Origin of the sequence: Rhodopseudomonas palustris, from assembly GCF_034479375.1 — a bacterium.
Classification (GTDB): domain Bacteria; phylum Pseudomonadota; class Alphaproteobacteria; order Rhizobiales; family Xanthobacteraceae; genus Rhodopseudomonas; species Rhodopseudomonas palustris_M.
Genome location: NZ_CP140155.1, coordinates 5289884 through 5305909 on the forward strand (window position 1 = coordinate 5289884; position 16026 = coordinate 5305909).

General features: G+C 65.6%; 12 protein-coding genes and 1 tRNA gene. 6 read left to right on the plus strand and 7 right to left on the minus strand.

Annotated elements, in window-relative coordinates:
* The first annotated feature begins 64 nt into the window (after window positions 1-64).
* From fliI to SR870_RS24090, 4 genes are all read left to right on the plus strand, one after another.
* A complete protein-coding gene (gene fliI, locus SR870_RS24075; RefSeq protein WP_322516001.1) occupies window positions 65-1390 on the plus strand; it encodes a flagellar protein export ATPase FliI in 1326 nt (441 codons plus the stop codon).
* A gap of 108 nt (window positions 1391-1498) precedes the next feature.
* Window positions 1499-1924 carry a flagellar export protein FliJ gene (fliJ, locus tag SR870_RS24080; protein ID WP_322516002.1) on the plus strand — a complete coding sequence of 142 codons (426 nt, stop codon included), beginning with the start codon at window positions 1499-1501 and terminating at the stop codon, window positions 1922-1924.
* Window positions 1925-2105: 181 nt separating this feature from the next.
* Window positions 2106-2654 carry a sigma-70 family RNA polymerase sigma factor gene (locus SR870_RS24085; protein WP_322516003.1) on the plus strand — a complete coding sequence of 183 codons (549 nt, stop codon included), beginning with the start codon at window positions 2106-2108 and terminating at the stop codon, window positions 2652-2654.
* Complete coding sequence (locus tag SR870_RS24090; protein ID WP_322516004.1) at window positions 2654-3553, plus strand: anti-sigma factor domain-containing protein; 900 nt, start codon at window positions 2654-2656, stop codon at window positions 3551-3553. The genes SR870_RS24085 and SR870_RS24090 overlap by 1 nt, the downstream gene beginning before the upstream one ends.
* A 428-nt stretch (window positions 3554-3981) precedes the next feature.
* Here SR870_RS24090 and SR870_RS24095 read toward each other — a convergent pair whose 3' ends face one another.
* Entirely contained in the window at window positions 3982-4185 is a 204-nt protein-coding gene (locus SR870_RS24095; RefSeq protein WP_322516005.1) for a hypothetical protein, read from the minus strand.
* 329 nt (window positions 4186-4514) lie between these two features.
* A complete protein-coding gene (gene flhA, locus SR870_RS24100) occupies window positions 4515-6650 on the minus strand; it encodes a flagellar biosynthesis protein FlhA (protein WP_322516006.1) in 2136 nt (711 codons plus the stop codon).
* 262 nt (window positions 6651-6912) lie between these two features.
* On the opposite strand from flhA, the gene SR870_RS24105 reads away from it, so the two are divergent.
* A complete protein-coding gene (locus SR870_RS24105; protein WP_322516007.1) occupies window positions 6913-8163 on the plus strand; it encodes an MFS transporter in 1251 nt (416 codons plus the stop codon).
* Between the two features lie 107 nt (window positions 8164-8270).
* Window positions 8271-8346 (plus strand) — tRNA-Ile (locus tag SR870_RS24110).
* Window positions 8347-8498: 152 nt separating this feature from the next.
* Here SR870_RS24110 and SR870_RS24115 read toward each other — a convergent pair.
* The 5 genes from SR870_RS24115 to SR870_RS24135 form a co-directional block, all read right to left on the minus strand.
* Entirely contained in the window at window positions 8499-9629 is a 1131-nt protein-coding gene (locus SR870_RS24115; protein ID WP_322516008.1) for a response regulator, read from the minus strand.
* Entirely contained in the window at window positions 9622-10089 is a 468-nt protein-coding gene (locus SR870_RS24120) for a response regulator (RefSeq protein ID WP_322516009.1), read from the minus strand. The genes SR870_RS24115 and SR870_RS24120 overlap by 8 nt, the downstream gene beginning before the upstream one ends.
* Window positions 10086-12410 carry an ATP-binding protein gene (locus SR870_RS24125; protein ID WP_322516010.1) on the minus strand — a complete coding sequence of 775 codons (2325 nt, stop codon included), beginning with the start codon at window positions 12408-12410 and terminating at the stop codon, window positions 10086-10088. The genes SR870_RS24120 and SR870_RS24125 overlap by 4 nt, the downstream gene beginning before the upstream one ends.
* A 13-nt stretch (window positions 12411-12423) precedes the next feature.
* Window positions 12424-14700, minus strand: a complete 2277-nt coding sequence (locus tag SR870_RS24130) for an ATP-binding protein (protein WP_322516011.1) — start codon at window positions 14698-14700, stop codon at window positions 12424-12426.
* Window positions 14701-14897: 197 nt separating this feature from the next.
* Window positions 14898-15590, minus strand: coding sequence for a response regulator transcription factor (locus SR870_RS24135; RefSeq protein ID WP_322516012.1), 693 nt, complete (start codon window positions 15588-15590; stop codon window positions 14898-14900).
* Between the last annotated feature and the right edge of the window lie 436 nt (window positions 15591-16026).

Genomic DNA, 16026 nt, shown 5'->3' on the forward strand with positions numbered 1-16026 from the left:
ACGATGCGGGTAAACACGAAGTTAAGGTGACAGCGCCGGGCCCCAGAAACTTAAGGGTTTTGCAATGAAGGCCCTGGCCGAGCAGATCGGGGATATCGACGGCGTCAATATTTATGGCCGGGTCGTGGGCGTCCGCGGCCTGATGGTCGAGATCGCCGGGCCGATCCACGCGATGTCGGTCGGCGCCCGAATTGTCGTGGAAACAGGGGCGGATCGCGCCATTCCTTGCGAGGTGATCGGGTTCACCGGCAACAATGCGATGGTGATGCCGTTCGCCGGGCTCGAAGGCGTGCGCCGCGGCTGCCGCGCGGTGATCGCCAATTCGGCCGCCCAGGTGCGGCCGTCGCAGGCCTGGCTCGGCCGCGTCGTTAACGCTCTCGGCGAGCCGATCGACGGCAAGGGGCCGCTGCCGCAGGGGCCGTCGCCGATGCCGTTCCGCAATACGCCGCCGCCGGCGCATTCCCGCAAACGGGTCGGCGCGCCGCTCGATCTCGGCGTCCGTGCGCTCAATACCTTTCTCACCTGCTGCCGCGGTCAGCGCATGGGCATCTTTGCCGGTTCCGGCGTCGGCAAGTCGGTGCTGCTGTCGATGCTGGCGCGCAACGTCGATGCGGCGGTCTCGGTGATCGGGCTGATCGGCGAACGCGGCCGCGAGGTGCAGGAGTTCCTGCAGGACGACCTCGGCGAGGAGGGGCTGGCGCGTTCGGTGGTGGTGGTGGCGACCTCCGACGAGCCGGCGCTGATGCGCCGCCAGGCGGCCTATCTGACGCTGTCGATCGCCGAGTATTTTCGCGACGAGGAGAAGGACGTGCTGTGCCTGATGGACTCGGTCACCCGCTTCGCCATGGCGCAGCGCGAGATCGGGCTGTCGGCCGGCGAGCCGCCGACCGCCAAGGGCTACACGCCGACGGTGTTCACCGAACTGCCGAAGCTGTTGGAGCGCGCAGGCCCGGGGCTCCGCGAGGGCACCATCAGCGGCATCTTCACCGTGCTGGTCGACGGCGACGATCACAACGAGCCCGTGGCCGACGCGGTGCGGGGCATCCTCGACGGCCATATCGTGATGCAACGCTCGATCGCGGAACGCGGTCGCTTCCCGGCGATCAACGTGCTGAAATCGGTGTCGCGGACAATGCCGCGCTCGGCCGATCCGGCCTATCTGCCGGTGATCAAGCGCGCGCGTCAGGTGATGGCGACCTATGCGGACATGGAGGAACTGATCCGGCTCGGCGCCTATCGGCCCGGTTCCAGCACCGAGGTCGACGAGGCGGTGCGGCTGCACGAGCCGCTGGAGGAGTTCCTGCGCCAGGGCAAGGACGAGGCGACCAGCCTGTCCTCGGGTTATGCCCAACTCGAACAGATCCTGAAGAGCGTGGAAACGGAACGCTAACTTTGTCGCGTCATCATGCTTGGCACGTCAATCGTTTTGCCGGTTGGCCCCTCGCGGGAGGCCGGCACTGTCCCGCGTTGAATCGGGACTTCTGGGGAGTAAGAGTCGATGAAGTCACGTGACACGCTGATCCGCTTGAAGAAGTTTCAGGTCGACGAGCGGCGCAGGCGGGTGGCCCAGATCGAAGGGATGATCGCGGACTTCCAGCGGATGTCGAACGATCTGGAGCGCGAAATCCAGACCGAGCAGGACCGCGCCGGCATCACCGATCCGACCCACTTCGCCTATCCGACCTATGCCAAGGCCGCGATCCAGCGTCGCGAGAACCTCACCCGCTCGGCCGACGAACTGCGCGTTCAGCTCGAAGACGCGCGGGCGCAGTTGTCCGAGGCGTTCGACGAACTGAAGAAGGTCGAACTGCTCGACGAGCGCGATCAGGCCCGCGAGCGCGCCGAGGAAAGCGCGCGCGAACAGGCCGACCTCGACAGCATCGGCCTGATGCGGTCGCGTCTCGGCGCCATCGCCTCGGCCTGACCGACCTCTGCCGTGCAGATTCTGAAAGCCCGGGCGCCCGCGCCCGGGCTTTTCGTCGTGTTGTATCCACAACAGTGGCGCCCGCGACATGGCGGATCGAACAATCGCAAGATATGATACGAGCGGCCGAGACGATCGGCCGGACGGTCGAGGCGGCGCGGATTGCCGGGGTGGGAACTGAATGCTGACGTCGGCTGAGTTGGTCTGGCTGCTTGCCGCTGTGGCCAAAGGGGATCAGGCGGCCTTCGAGCGGCTCTACAATGCCACACGCGCGAAACTCTACGGCGTGGTTCTCCGTATCTTGAGACGTCAGGATCTCGCGGAAGAAGTCATCCAGGAAGCTTACGTCAAGATCTGGAACAGCGCCGGAACGTTCAATCCCGGCGTTGCGTCGCCGATCACCTGGATGGCGTCGATCGCGCGAAACCGGGCGATCGACGTGGCGCGCAAGCGCAGCGAAGTCTCGATTGAGGACGAGCCTGCGGCGCAGGAAGCGGCGGCCGATACGCCGGATCCGCTGGCGCGCCGGGAGATGACGGAAGAATTGAAGCGGCTGCTCGAATGCGTCGGCCGGCTGGAGCCGGACCGCCAGAAACTCGTGCTGCTCGCTTACTACAACGGTTGGAGCCGCGAACAGCTCGCGGCGAAGTTCGATGCGCCGGTGAACACGGTCAAGACCTGGCTTCGCCGCAGCATGCTCGACATTCGGGAGTGTCTGGGACTCGTCTGATGGCCACTAGCGAAGACCATATCGTGCTCGCCGCGGAATACGCGCTCGGCACCCTGGACGCCGCCGAGCGGGTGCAGGTCGAGGCCATGATGGCTGCCGACGCGAACTATGCGGCGCTGGTCGACGCCTGGGAGGTCAAGCTCGGCGCGCTCAACCAGATGGTCGGGCTCGTCGAACCGTCGCCGCAGGTGTGGGAGCGCATCAAGGCCGCGATCGGCGCGTCCGGTGAGCAGCAGGCCTTCGCGATGCCGACCTCCGCCGTGGCGCCGCAGCCGGCGCCGCCGCTGACGCCGCCGGCGCCCGCCAACGACACCGGCTCGGGCCTCAGTCCGGAATCGATGCGCGTGGTCCGCTTCGCCAAGCAGACCTACGTCTGGAAGCGTGTCGCCGGATCGTTGGGCGCGCTCGCGGCGTCGCTGCTGCTGGTGCTCGGCGTGCAGCTCTACAAGCCCGACGTGCTGCCGGATGCGCTGCGGCCGCCGGTCCGCACCCAGATCGTCAGGGTCGAAACCCCGCCGCCGGCGATCCCGGCGCAATACGTCGCGGTGCTGCAGCAGGACGGCAATTCGCCGGCCTTCATCCTCACCGTCGATGCCGGCAGCAAGAGCTTCACCGTCCGCCGCGTCGCGGCGACGCCGGAGCCGGGCAAGAGCTACGAACTCTGGCTGGTCTCGGACAAGCTGCAGAAGCCGCGTTCGCTCGGAATCATCGGTAGCCGCGACTTCACCGTGAATCCGTCACTGGCGGCCTACGACTCCGACATCGTCAGCAAGGCGACCTATGCGGTGACGATCGAGCCCGAAGGCGGCTCGCCGACCGGCGTCGCCACCGGTCCGATCGTCTACACCGGAAAGCTGGTCGAAAGCGTGCCGCCGACGCCGATCACGCCGCGCCGCTGAGGCCGTCGTCGACACGGTTGCTGGAGCAGCTCTGGTTTTGATGGAATCAGCACTGGCGTTCAGGGATCCTCGCCGCAGGAAAAACCTCATGGTGAGGAGGCGCGAAGCGCCGTCTCGAACCATGCGCCGTCGGCACTGCGTCGCCCCATCCCTCGAGACGCCCGGCTTCGCCGGGCTCCTCAGGATGAGGAGTCCGTGCATCTGGCAAGGGTCATATCGCTTCAATCAGTCGATGAAGTGCTGGCTCTGGTGTCGTCGGATTTGGGCGGGCGTTGGTGCGACGGCTTCTCTGGCGACAGCGCAAAAGAAAAGCGCCCGTGGGGAGCGGGCGCTTTTCGTTCGATCCACTGGGGCGAGTGGATCTCTGCATTCCCACGTGGGCCTGGGGGCTTGTCAGGTGCCGCGTGAATGCAATCCGAATGATGTACTCAGCGAATGGCCGTATCGCCCGAGGTCGTCACCATCACCGGCTTGCCGGCTTTGATGACGCGCGCAGTCTGGCTGTAGCCGTCGTCGGCGCCGCCGAGGCGAGCGGAAATCCCAAAGGCTGCCACCGTGATGCCCGCGACCAGCGCAACCACCACCACCTTGAGGTGGGTCGACCGATCAGCGCTGTAGATCGAATGGTTCATCGTGAGCCTCCTGGCGTCTTCGCCGTCTTCGAGAATTGGTAGGTCCGATCTCGAAGCAGGTTCAAACAACTCGCAATAGAAACGTAGTTCGTCGCCTTCGCGTTCCAAATACCCGATCACAAGGCGGTGATTAGAAGTGAAGACACGCGAGAGTACCCCGCGGGTGTGTCGAAAACGACAAACTAAACAATACATTATGAACGATCCGGCGACTTTGGTCGGGGACTGCCGGGTTCACCGCTAGACGATGATCCAGCAACTCTTTGGCTTGTCTGTGACCGAAATGTCGCGCTCGGGGCTCAGCCTCGAGCAGTGTCATTTTGTGCGGTTCAGACGCTGCCGACCGTCTTCAATCTCGCCCGCGGATGGATTTCCGCCTGCGACAGCACCGTGGTCTGGGCCCGGAACCGTTCCACCAGCGAGCGCACGAACGGCCGGATCGAGGCCGACGTCACCAGCACCGGAGCTTCGCCTTCGCGCGCGGCCTGTTCGAAACGGTCGCGCACCGCGGTCATGAATTCCGACAGTTTCGACGGCGCCATCGCCAGGCTGCGCTCGTCGCCCTGGCCGATGATCGATTCGGCGAACGCCTGCTCCCATTTCGCCGACAGCGCGATCAGCGGCAGGTAACCATTGTACGAGGTGTTCTGCGCGCAGATCTGCCGCGCCAGCCTGGCGCGGACGTGCTCGACGATGGTGTTCGGGTTGCGCGAGAAGGCGAGCGCGTCGGCGACGCCCTCGAGGATGGTCGACAGATCGCGGATCGAGATGCGCTCGGCGAGCAGGAGCTGCAGCACGCGCTGGATGCCGGACACGGTGATCTGGCCGGGCACGATGTCCTTGACCAGTTCGGACTGCTCCGCCGGCAGCTCCTTGAGCAGCTTCTGGGTCTCGCCGTAGGACAACAGATCCGACATGTTGCCCTTGAGCAGCTCGGTCAGATGCGTCGACAGCACGGTGGCGGCGTCGACCACCGTGTAGCCCTTCAGCGACGCCTCTTCCTTGAAGGCGGCGTCGACCCAGGTCGCCGGCAATCCAAATGTCGGCTCGGTGGTGTGAATGCCCGGCACCGTCACCTGTTCGCCGGCCGGGTCCATCACCATGAACTGGTTCGGCCAGATCCGGCCCGAGCCGGCGTCGACTTCCTTGATCTTGATGACGTAGGTGTTGGCCTCGAGCTGGACGTTGTCGAGGATGCGCACCGCCGGCATCACGAACCCCATCTCGATCGCCAGCGAGCGGCGCAGCGCCTTGATCTGTTCGGTGAGGCGGTCGGTGCCGTCGGGGCCGTTGACCAGCGGCAGCAGCGCGTAGCCGAGCTCGATCTTGAGGTCGTCGATCTTCAGCGCCGCGCTGATCGGCTCTTCGGCTGCGGCGGCCGCTGCAGCCGCCGCGGCGACCGCCTCGGGCGCCTGTGCCGCTGCGGAATCGGCGGCCACCTTGCCGGCCGTCTTGCGCTTGCTCGCCGACACCGCCAGCCACGCCGCGCCGCCGCCAAGGAACAGGAACGGCAGGGTCGGGATGCCGGGCAGGGCGGCCAGCACCAGCATCACGCCGGCCGACATGCCGAGCGCCTGCGGATAGCCGGAGAGCTGGCTCATCAGCGCCTTGTCGGCGGAGCCGCTGATGCCGGCCTTCGAGACCAGCAGGCCGGCGGCGGTCGAGACGATCAGCGCCGGCACCTGCGTGACGAGGCCGTCGCCGACGGTCAGCAGCGTGTAGGTGTGGCCGGCCTCGGCGAAGGAGAGGCCCTGCTGGGCGACGCCGATGATGATGCCGCCGATGACGTTGATGAACACCACGAGCAGGCCGGCGATGGCGTCGCCGCGCACGAATTTCGAGGCGCCGTCCATCGCGCCGAAGAAGCCGCTCTCGTCTTCGAGTTCCTGGCGGCGCTTCTTCGCGGTGGCTTCGTCGACCAGGCCGGCGGAGAGGTCGGCGTCGATCGCCATCTGCTTGCCGGGCATCGAATCCAGTTGGAACCGCGCCGCGACTTCGGCGATGCGGCCCGAACCCTTGGTGATGACCACGAAATTGACGATGATCAGGATCGTGAACACGATGATCCCGATCACGAAATTGCCGCCCATCACGAAATTGCCGAACGCCTCGATGACGTGGCCGGCGGCGGCGGTGCCTTCGTGGCCGTGCGACAGGATCAGGCGGGTCGAGGCCATGTTCAGCGACAGCCGCAGCATGGTCGAGATCAGCAGCACGGTGGGGAACGACGAGAATTCGAGCGGCGCCTGGATGAACAAAGCGGTCATCAGGATCAGAATCGACAGCGTGATCGAGATCGCCAGAAACAGGTCGAGCACGATCGCCGGCAGCGGCATGATCAGCACGACCAGAATTGTGAGCACGCCGAAGGCGAGCGCGAGATCGCCGCGCTTCAGCATTGCGCCGATGTCGCGCAGGCTGGGAAGACCGCCGCCGGGGCCCTGGCCGACCGTCGTATCCGTCATGTCCGCCGCCTTCTCCCGCCGTCGTTTGCGCCTGCCGAACGCCCGCGTCGCGACCGCAGCGTCGCCGGCTCCAATGTGAGGCACCGCACTGGCGTCCACGGGCATTCCCCCGGTGTTCGCGGCTGACGACACTTCCGATCACTCGGCAAAATTTGCCCAGTTTATGGTTAGGAAAGGGTTAACGCGGGTTAACCTGCGGCGTCATGGCAGGGGGCCGGCCGATGCCCTTGACCCGTGGCGTCCGCCCGGAGAAGTTGACGGGGTGGAAACGCCTGCACAAAAGACCGGCACAACGCCGGCATTCATGCTCGACTCGCGCCAGGCCTGGACCCGGCTGGCGTTGGCGCTCGTCATCGGCTCGATCGGCAGCGTCGGGATGTGGTCGGTGGTGGTGGTGCTGCCGGTGGTGCAGACCGATTTCGCCGCGACCCGTGGCGCGGCGTCGCTGGCCTTCACGCTGGCGATGCTCGGCTTCGGCCTCGGCGGGGTGGCGACCGGCAAGCTCACCGACCGTTTCGGCATCGTCGCCGCGATCGGCAGCGGCGTCGGGCTGATCGGGCTCGGTTATGCGGGCGCCGGGCTGTCGACGGCGCTGTGGCAGTTCAACCTGATGCATTTCGTGATCGGCGCCGGCGCCTCGGCGACGTTCGGACCGCTGATGGCGGAGGCTTCGCACTGGTTTCTGCGCTATCGCGGCGTCGCGGTGTCGATCGCCGCCACCGGCAATTATCTCGGCGGCACGATCTGGCCCCCGCTGGTGAACTGGGGCACGCAGAGCTACGGCTGGCGCGCCACCCACGTGGCGATCGGCGCGTTCTGCGTGGTGTCGATGACGCTGGTGCTGGCGCTGCTGCGCGCGCGGATGGGCGGCCATGTGGTGGCCGCGCACACCGCGGCCCCGCCGCCGAAGATCGACCTGCAGCTTCCCACCAACACGCTGACGGCGCTGCTGTGCGTCGCCGCGGTCGCCTGCTGCGTGGCGATGGCGATGCCGCAGGTCCACATCGTGGCGTATTGCGGCGATCTCGGCTACGGCGTCGCGCGCGGCGCCGAGATGCTGTCGCTGATGCTGGCCTGCGGCATCATCAGCCGGATCGGCTCGGGTTTTCTCGCCGACCGCATCGGCGGCATCGCGACGCTGCTGATCGGCGCGGTGGCGCAGGGCGCAGCGTTGCTGTTCTATCTGTTCTTCGACAGCCTGGTGTCGCTCTACGTGATCTCGGCGATGTTCGGCCTGTTCCAGGGCGGCATCGTGCCGGCCTATGCGATCATCGTGCGCGAGGCGATGCCCGCGCGCGAAGCCGCCACCCGCGTCGGCATCGTGATCATGGCATCGGTGGTCGGGATGTCGCTCGGCGGCTGGATCTCCGGCCTGATCTTCGACGCCACCGGCTCCTACGCCGCCGCCTTCCTCAACGGCATCGGCTGGAACGCCCTCAACGTCGCCATCATGGCCGCGCTGCTGTTCCGCGCGAGGCGGCGCGGCGGCGGCTCGCGCGTGGCGATGGCGTGAGGCGGCGCAAGGCGACGCCCGCAACCTGCGCAAGGTAGCGATTGCCGCGCCGAACCCGCCATTGTATGCCGTGACCGCACCGTCCGCCGCCCGAGCGGCCGCCGGCGGGGCCTGTAGCTCAATGGTTAGAGCCGGCCGCTCATAACGGTCTGGTTCCTGGTTCGAGTCCAGGCAGGCCCACCAGCAATTGCGGTGAGGAGTGATTTGCCTCGCGGTCACCCAATCCTCGCCTCAGCCAATCGAATGACCAGCGATTGCTGCGTGAAGGTTGGTGCGAAGCTGTGGTGTCAGCAGCGAAGTATATCGTCGGTGGAAGGCCTTGCGATCATGTTCACCTATAGCGGCACGCGCGCGAACACCGCCGTGCCTTTTTTTGGATGAGATTCGAGTTCGACCGTTCCGTTGACGAGAGCCAGCCGCTCGCGCATGCCCAGCAGGCCCAGTCGGCGCGACGATTTTTCGGCGACGCCGGGCTCGACCTCGGGCACACCGCAACCATCGTCTTCGACGATGCAGATCAGTTCGCTGCCCCGCATCTCCAGGATCACCCCGACCCGGGTCGCCTTGGCGTGGCGCACCACGTTGGTGATGCCTTCCTGAATCACGCGATACAGGGCGCTTTCGACATCAGGCGGCAATCTCCGGTCGCCGATCCCGAAGTGAAGATCGAAGCTCAGGCTGCAATGCGGCTCCCACTCGGCGACGAGCTGGCCGATCGCGTCCTCCAGGCCGAGCGCATCGAGCGCAGTCGGGCGGACCTCCCAGGCGATCCGGTGCAGACTCCTGCTCATATCGTGCGTGATGCGTTTCAACGACGCGGCCTTACTTGCGATGTCGCTCTGCGCCGGCGCGCTGCGTGCGATCGAGTCGAGGCCGAGCTGAACCAGCGTTACCGACTGGCCGAGGTTGTCGTGCATCTCCCGGGCAATTCGCTGACGCTCGGCCTCCTGCTCCGTCATCGTCTGTCGCAGCACCTGGAGAACGTCGGCCTCCGCGGCAGCGCGCCGCTTTGTCTGCTTCATCAGTTCGCGGGCGGTCGCCCTGCTTTCGACCAGGCGGCGCGCCACCTCAGCGAGCGCGTCGGCGTTGCGCGAGGCGTAACGAATCGACCGCTCGAGCAGCACCGCGTCGAACTCCCCCTTCACCAGATAGTCGTTGGCGCCGACCTCGGTCGCCGCCTCGTCGACCGCCGCGCTGCCGTGGCCAGTCAACACGATGATCGGCTTCGTCATCCCGTTCGCTCGTGCCCGACGCACGAGATCCAGGCCGTTGTCCGGGCCGAGCCGGAAATCGACGAAATACAAATCGTGCTGGTCGCGATCGAACGCCGCGAGCGCATCCGCATAGGTCGAGATCCAATCCAGCTGCGGATGGTACCCCGGAATCTTGTGCAACTGGCGCTCGAAAGCGAGACACTCGATCTGCGCGTCGTCGACCAGCAGAATCCTGGTCGCGAGTCTACTCATGACCGAAACTCTCCGTCATCGGCAGAGACGCGGTCTTCATCCAGAACTGCCAGAGCGATTCGATCGCGGAGACGTAGTCGGAAATGCTGGCCGGCTTGACGAGGTAGGCGTTGATTCCAATCGAGTAGGCTTCGGTGATGTGTTTCGGGCTCTCCGAGGTGGACAGCGCGATCACCGGCAGGTGGCGAATAGCCTCGTCGGCGCGCAGGATGCGGATCACCTTGCGCCCGTCCAGCCGCGGCATGTTGAGGTCGAGCAGGATCAGCGTCGGCGTCGGCGCCGAGCCTTCCTCGGCGTAGCGGTGGCGGCGCTTGAGATAGTCGAGCATCTGCTCGCCGTCACTGACGAAGCGGATATCCGCCTTGATTCCGGCCCGCCCGAACACTTCGGTCAGGATCAGCTTGTCGTAGTCGTGGTCCTCGGCGACCAGCACCGTCGGCAAAATCGGATCCCGGTTCATGACGGCCGCTCCGCATCATCCGCTCCGCGCAAAGGCAGTGTGAAGTCGAACACCGAGCCCTCGCCGGGCCGACTCGTGGCCGTGATCGACCCACCATGGCGGCTGACGATCTTGCGGCAGATCGCCAGCCCGATGCCGGTTCCCTCGTATTCGTCCGGACCGTGCAGGCGCTGAAACGGCTCGAAGATCTGCTCGACGTATTTCGGGTCGAAGCCGATGCCGTTGTCGGCGATGCTGACGCGCAGCCGGCGAACACGTTCGTCGCCGGCGGATTCGTTCTCGATCACCGAGCCGATGGTGATTTGCGGCGCGCGGCCGTCGTCGCGATATTTGAGCGCGTTGGAGATCAGGTTCTGCAACAACTGGCGGATCTGGCTGGCGTCGCACAGCACGACGGGAAGATCGCCCGCCGTGACCGCCGCGCGGGTGTCCTGCAGAATCGGCTTCAGATCGGCGAGGACTTCGGACAGAACCTCGTTCAGCGAGATCGGGGCCAGTGGACGTGCCTGCCGCCCGACCCGCGAATATTCGGCGAGGTCGTTGATCAGCGCGCGCAGGCGCCTCGACGAGGCTTCGATGCCGCTGACCATGACGTTGAGTTTGGCCTTGGCCTCGGGGGCGAGCAGATCGCTCAACAGACCGGCGAACGCTTCGATGTGCCGCAGCGGTTCCTTGAGATCGTGAGCGGCGACATAGGCGAAGGATTCCAGCTCGTCATTGCTGCGCGAGAGCTCGCGGTTCGCGCTCTCCAACTGCTCCGCCTTGCCGAGAATGACATCGACGACCAGGTCACGGATTTCGACGGCCGCAGCGATCTCGTGGCTGCGCCACGGAATCGAGCGACCGCGCACCTCCTCGCGCCAGGCGTCGAACGACGCTCGGGTTTGCAGCCGTCGGCCGTGCGGGCCGATCCGCACCGGCTTGTGCGGATCGCCGCCCCACGTCACCGTCTGCGCGACTTCCGGCCGAAACCACAACAACAGGGTTGTCGATGCCCGTCCGAGCGGGATGCCGAGTACGCCGCTGGTGATATCGCTGTAAGTCGCGGCCTCGTCGTAGATCGCCGCGAGGCGGTCGGTCTCGAATACGCCGTTGGGCTGGGTGCGGTTGATCCAGCGCGCCAGGTCGCGCAGTTGCACCGGCGACGGGGTCTGCCCGAACGACGTGATGTTGTCGAAGCCGCACAGCGCAAAGCCGGAGGCGCTCATCAATGCGAGCAGTTCGTCCCCGATCCGGCTCAGCCCTCCGTGGAGGCTCTGCTCGTCGCCGAACTGGTGCAGCAGCTTGTTCTGCGTGGCGCGCACCTGGACGCTGTGATGGACGATTTCGGCTTCGTCGAGCACGCTGATCTGCCAGGTCAACACCTGCGCGATCAGTTCGCAGGCCTGGCGGATCTCGTAGGCGACGAAACGGGGCGAGGTGTTGTGGCACGAGATCATGCCCCAGAGGCGCCCATCGCGCACGATCGACACCGACATCGCCCCGTACACCGCCATGTTGACCATGTATTCGACGTGGATCGGCGAGACGCTGCGCAGCACCGAATAGCTCAGATCGATCGGCCCGCCGGTCACCGGATTGCGGTCCGGCAGCAACGGCGACGGGCGATAGCCGATATCCGGAATGATCCGGACGGTGTTGCTGGTGTACAGCGCGCGCGACTGCGCCGGAATATCAGAGGCCGGAAAGTGGAAATCCTGCAGCGATGGAATGCTGTCGACGCGATCTTCGGCGATTACCTGTCCGCTCCAATCGGCCGAAAATCGATAGATCTTGATGCGGTCGAAACCGGTGATCCGGCGCACTTCTCGGGCCGCGATGTCGCAGGCCATCAGCACGCTGGTCGCCTTCTGCAGCCGCCTGATCGCAGCGCGAACGCTTCGGAAGAATTCGCTGGACGATTCGGTGGTGTCGCGCGGCTCCAACTCCAGAATGCAGAGACCGTCGTGACGATGCAGAATGCCGTTGAAGGTGCGCGGGCCCGAACTCGCTACGAACTCGAGGTGCAGCGGATTCGCCGCGGCGAGGTCGCCGGACAGCGCCGTGCGTAGCAGGCTGAAACTGTCCGCGGACAGATGCGCCGACAACGGCTCCGCCAGCACGGCCTCCGGCGCAAGTCCGAGCACAGCTTCGATGTTGGCACTGACCGAGACGGGTCGCAGATCAGGTTCGGCGAGAGCGATCAGAACGCCGTGAGGCTGGATCGAACCGGGAATGTGGATCGGCTCCCGATCGCATTCGGTGAGATCGGCAGCCAACGCACGTTCATCCCGCACCTGGGAGGATGCGTTGGGCGCGGTCGGTGGTCGCGGTTCGTTCATCGCGGTGTCCGGTTCAAGGCGTGGCCGCCAGGGCGACCGCAATCGGCAGCGTGAACCAGAAGGTGGAGCCAGAACCGGGGATCGTGTCGACGCCGACCTGGCCTCCGTGCCGCTGCACGATCTTGCGGCAGATCGCGAGCCCGATGCCGCTGCCCTCGTAGTCGTCGGGGCCATGGAGACGCTGAAACGGCTCGAAGATCTGCTCGGCGTATTTCGGGTCGAAGCCGATGCCGTTGTCGCTGACGCAGATCCGTGTGGAGCCGGCCGCCCTGCCGACTTCCCCGCGGGGCTCCTCCGCGCTGCGCTGCTCGGCGAACACGCGAATTCGGCAGGGTCGGCCGGGATGCCGATACTTCAATGCGTTCGACAACAGGTTCTGCAGGACCTGGCGCATCTGGTTGCGGTCGCATTGCGCGACGGGTAGCTGTTCGATCTCCACGACCGCCGACGCCTCTTCGATCCGCTGATGCAGATCGGTGACGACGTCCTGGGCGACTTCCATCAAAGACGTCTGCGCGAGCGGCTTGGAGCGGCGGCCGAGCTGCGAGAATTCGGCGAGGTCGTTGATCAGAATGCGCAGCCGCTGCGACGATTTTTCGATGCCGCTGACCATCAGGCCGAGACGCTCGTCGCCCATCTCGCGGATCGACTCGCCGAGCAGTCCGGCGAAGGCCTCGATGTGGCGCAGAGGCTCCTTGATGTCGTGCGAGGCCACGTTGGCGAAAGCCTCGAGTTCTTCATTGCTGCGCGCGAGCTGGGTGTTCACGCGTTCGAGCTTCTCGGTGTTGCGCAGGATCACATCGATGACGAGATCCCTGATCTCGACCGCGGCCGCGATTTCATGCGGCTGCCAGGGCAGGGCGCGCCCGCTGGTTTCTTCGGTCCAGGCGGCGAACGACGTCCGCGGCCGCAATCGCCCGGATTCCGCCCTGACCGATTTGTCGGGATTGCCGGCCCAATAGACGGTCTGCGACACTTCCGGGCGAAACCACAGCATCACCCGCCGCGGCGTCGTCCGCGACAGCGGAACGGCCAGCACGCCGCTGGCGACGTCGGCGAAGGCTTTGGCCTCCGGAAACAGCGTGGATAGCTGATCGGTCGCGAACAGCTCGGCGCTGTCATTGCGCCCGACCAGACCGGCCAGCATCTCGATCGCCGCTTCGGGTGGTGTGCGGCCGATCGAGGTGATGCCTTCGCGTCCGAACAGGCACAGGCCCGACGCACCCATCAGTTCGAGCAGGGCTTCGCTGTTGCGCACCAGACCCGCGCGATGGTCGTGCAATTGCTCGATGTCGCTGATCAGGCTGCGCTGGATCGCCTTTCCTTTCAGGGTCTGGCGGGTCGCGGCCTGCTCCTCCATCACGCCGACCTGCCAGGCCAGCACCTGCGCGACCATGTCGCAAGCCTGGCGGGCATCGTGGCCGACGTAGCGCGGCTGCCGGTTGTGGCACGCGATCAGCCCCCACAGCTTGTCGCCGCGGAGGATCGAGACCGACATCGTGCCGCGCATGCCGATATTGCGCATGTATTCGAGATGGATCGGCGACACGCTGCGCAGCACGGCAAAACTCAGATCGATCGCCTGCCCGGTGGACGGATCGTGGCCGGGCACGATCGGAACGGGGATGTAGTCGATATCGGGAATGATCCGGATCGGATTGGTGGTGTAGAGCCGGCGCGCCTGCGCCGGGATGTCCGACGGCGGAAAGTGCAGCCCGAGAAACGACTCGACGCCTTCGGTACGGTCCTCCGCGATCACTTCGCCGCTGAAATCGGGCGCGAAGCGGTAGATCTTCACCCGATCGAATTCGGTGATTTCGCGCACTTCGCGCGCCGCCGCGCTGCAGGCGCCTTCCAGGCTCTGCGCCGCCTGCAGGCGCTTGATCGCGCCGCTGGTCCGGCAGAAGAACGCGTGCGACTCGGCCGCCTCGTGCCGTGGCACTTCGAGTTCGAGAAACGTCAACCCGCCGTGGCGATGCCAGAGTCCGGTGAATTCGGCGTCGCGCCGGCACAGCCGAATGGCGACCGGCGAGCCGCTGGCGTCGGCCGGCTCGCGCATGGCGCTGCGGAGCCGCGCCTGGCTGGCGGCGTCGAGCGCCTCGGCGAGCGATCTGCCGAGCAGATCGTCCGGGCCGAGATCGGCAAAAGTCGCGATGTTCGAACTAACGGCAACCGCCCGCAGATCGTCGTTGAACGCGATCAGCAATCCATGCGGCTGGATGGACCCGGGAATGTGTATCGGCTCGCGGTCGCAGTTCGTCAGGTCGACGTCACCGGCAGCCGAATTCATGCCCAACTCACGTGCACTTGGTGGTCCGGATCGACCGATCTTGAGAATCGGCCGAGACCGCAGGAGCGCGGCCGGGTCCTTGAAACGATGAAGCAAGCCTTGCGCCGATGGCTCCCATCGATGTTGCGATAGATCAAGGCATGGCATCGGTTTGCAGGAGCCCAAGTGGGGAACGGCCTATCGCACCGGAGCAGCCGTTACGGCTCCGCGCTCTCCAGCCAGCCCATGCTGAGCGCGAAGCGGATCAACTCCACCCGGTTGGTGAAACCGAGTTTGTCCATGGCGCGCGCCTTGTAGGTCTCGACGCTCTTGGAGCCGACCTGGAGCTTGGCGGAGATCACCTTGTTGCTGTGGCCGACCGAGGCCAGCCGCAGCACTTCCAGCTCGCGGGTGCTGAGTTCCGATATCGGGCTGGTTTCGCTGTCGATGGACACCTGCTGGACGCCCCGACCGATGGCGCGCCCGGCGATCGCCGGATCGAGATAAAGCCCGCCGGCGGCGACGGCGTGGATGCCGCGGATCAGTTCGTCGGTCGCCGAGCGCTTGAGGATGTAACCGCCGACGCCCATTTTGAGCAGCCGCCGCAGATACGCACCATCCTCTTGCACCGACAGGACGAGCACGCGCGCCTTCGGCAGCGCCTCGAGATACTTCTCGGTGACGTCGATTCCGTTCATGCCCGGCATCGACAGATCGAACACCGCGACGTCGGGCCTCAGCTCGATGGCGCGCCGCAGCGCCTTGGGTCCGTCGGTGGCCTCGCCGACCAGCTCGAGTTCGGGATCTTCGGCGACGAGCATCTTCATCCCGCTCAGGACAATCGGATGATCGTCGGCGAGAAAGATCCGCAAACGAGAGCCGTGGGGTGGGTTCGGTGATTTCGCGTCCATCGTTCACACAGCCAAACCCACAAAGCTTGGCTGCCTCCTCGAGCGACCGCACGATTTCGGCCGACTGCATTGCAGGACCCGCGTTTCCGATGCTGTAGGGCCCGACCAGCTCGCCACGTGACTACGCCGGTCGTCGGATTATGGGCTTGGCCCAAATCAATTCCCGGCGTCAGGAAAACCTGACCGCTGTACCGACTACTCCAGCAAGATACGGACGCCGTGCTTCTGTCAACACAAATTGACTAACTCGTGTGTCAAGTTGATTTTACAGTCACTGGGAGCGGAGACGTTTCCCGGCGACTATCCAACAGGAAATCTGGCACCGCCTCGCATCGGCACTGCGCATTCACCCTTTTCAGCCGTTTTTGGGCGAAGGCGCCGCTGTCGAGGCAAGGCAAGGACAGTGCTGCGACCACACGAACTCACGTTCGAGGCC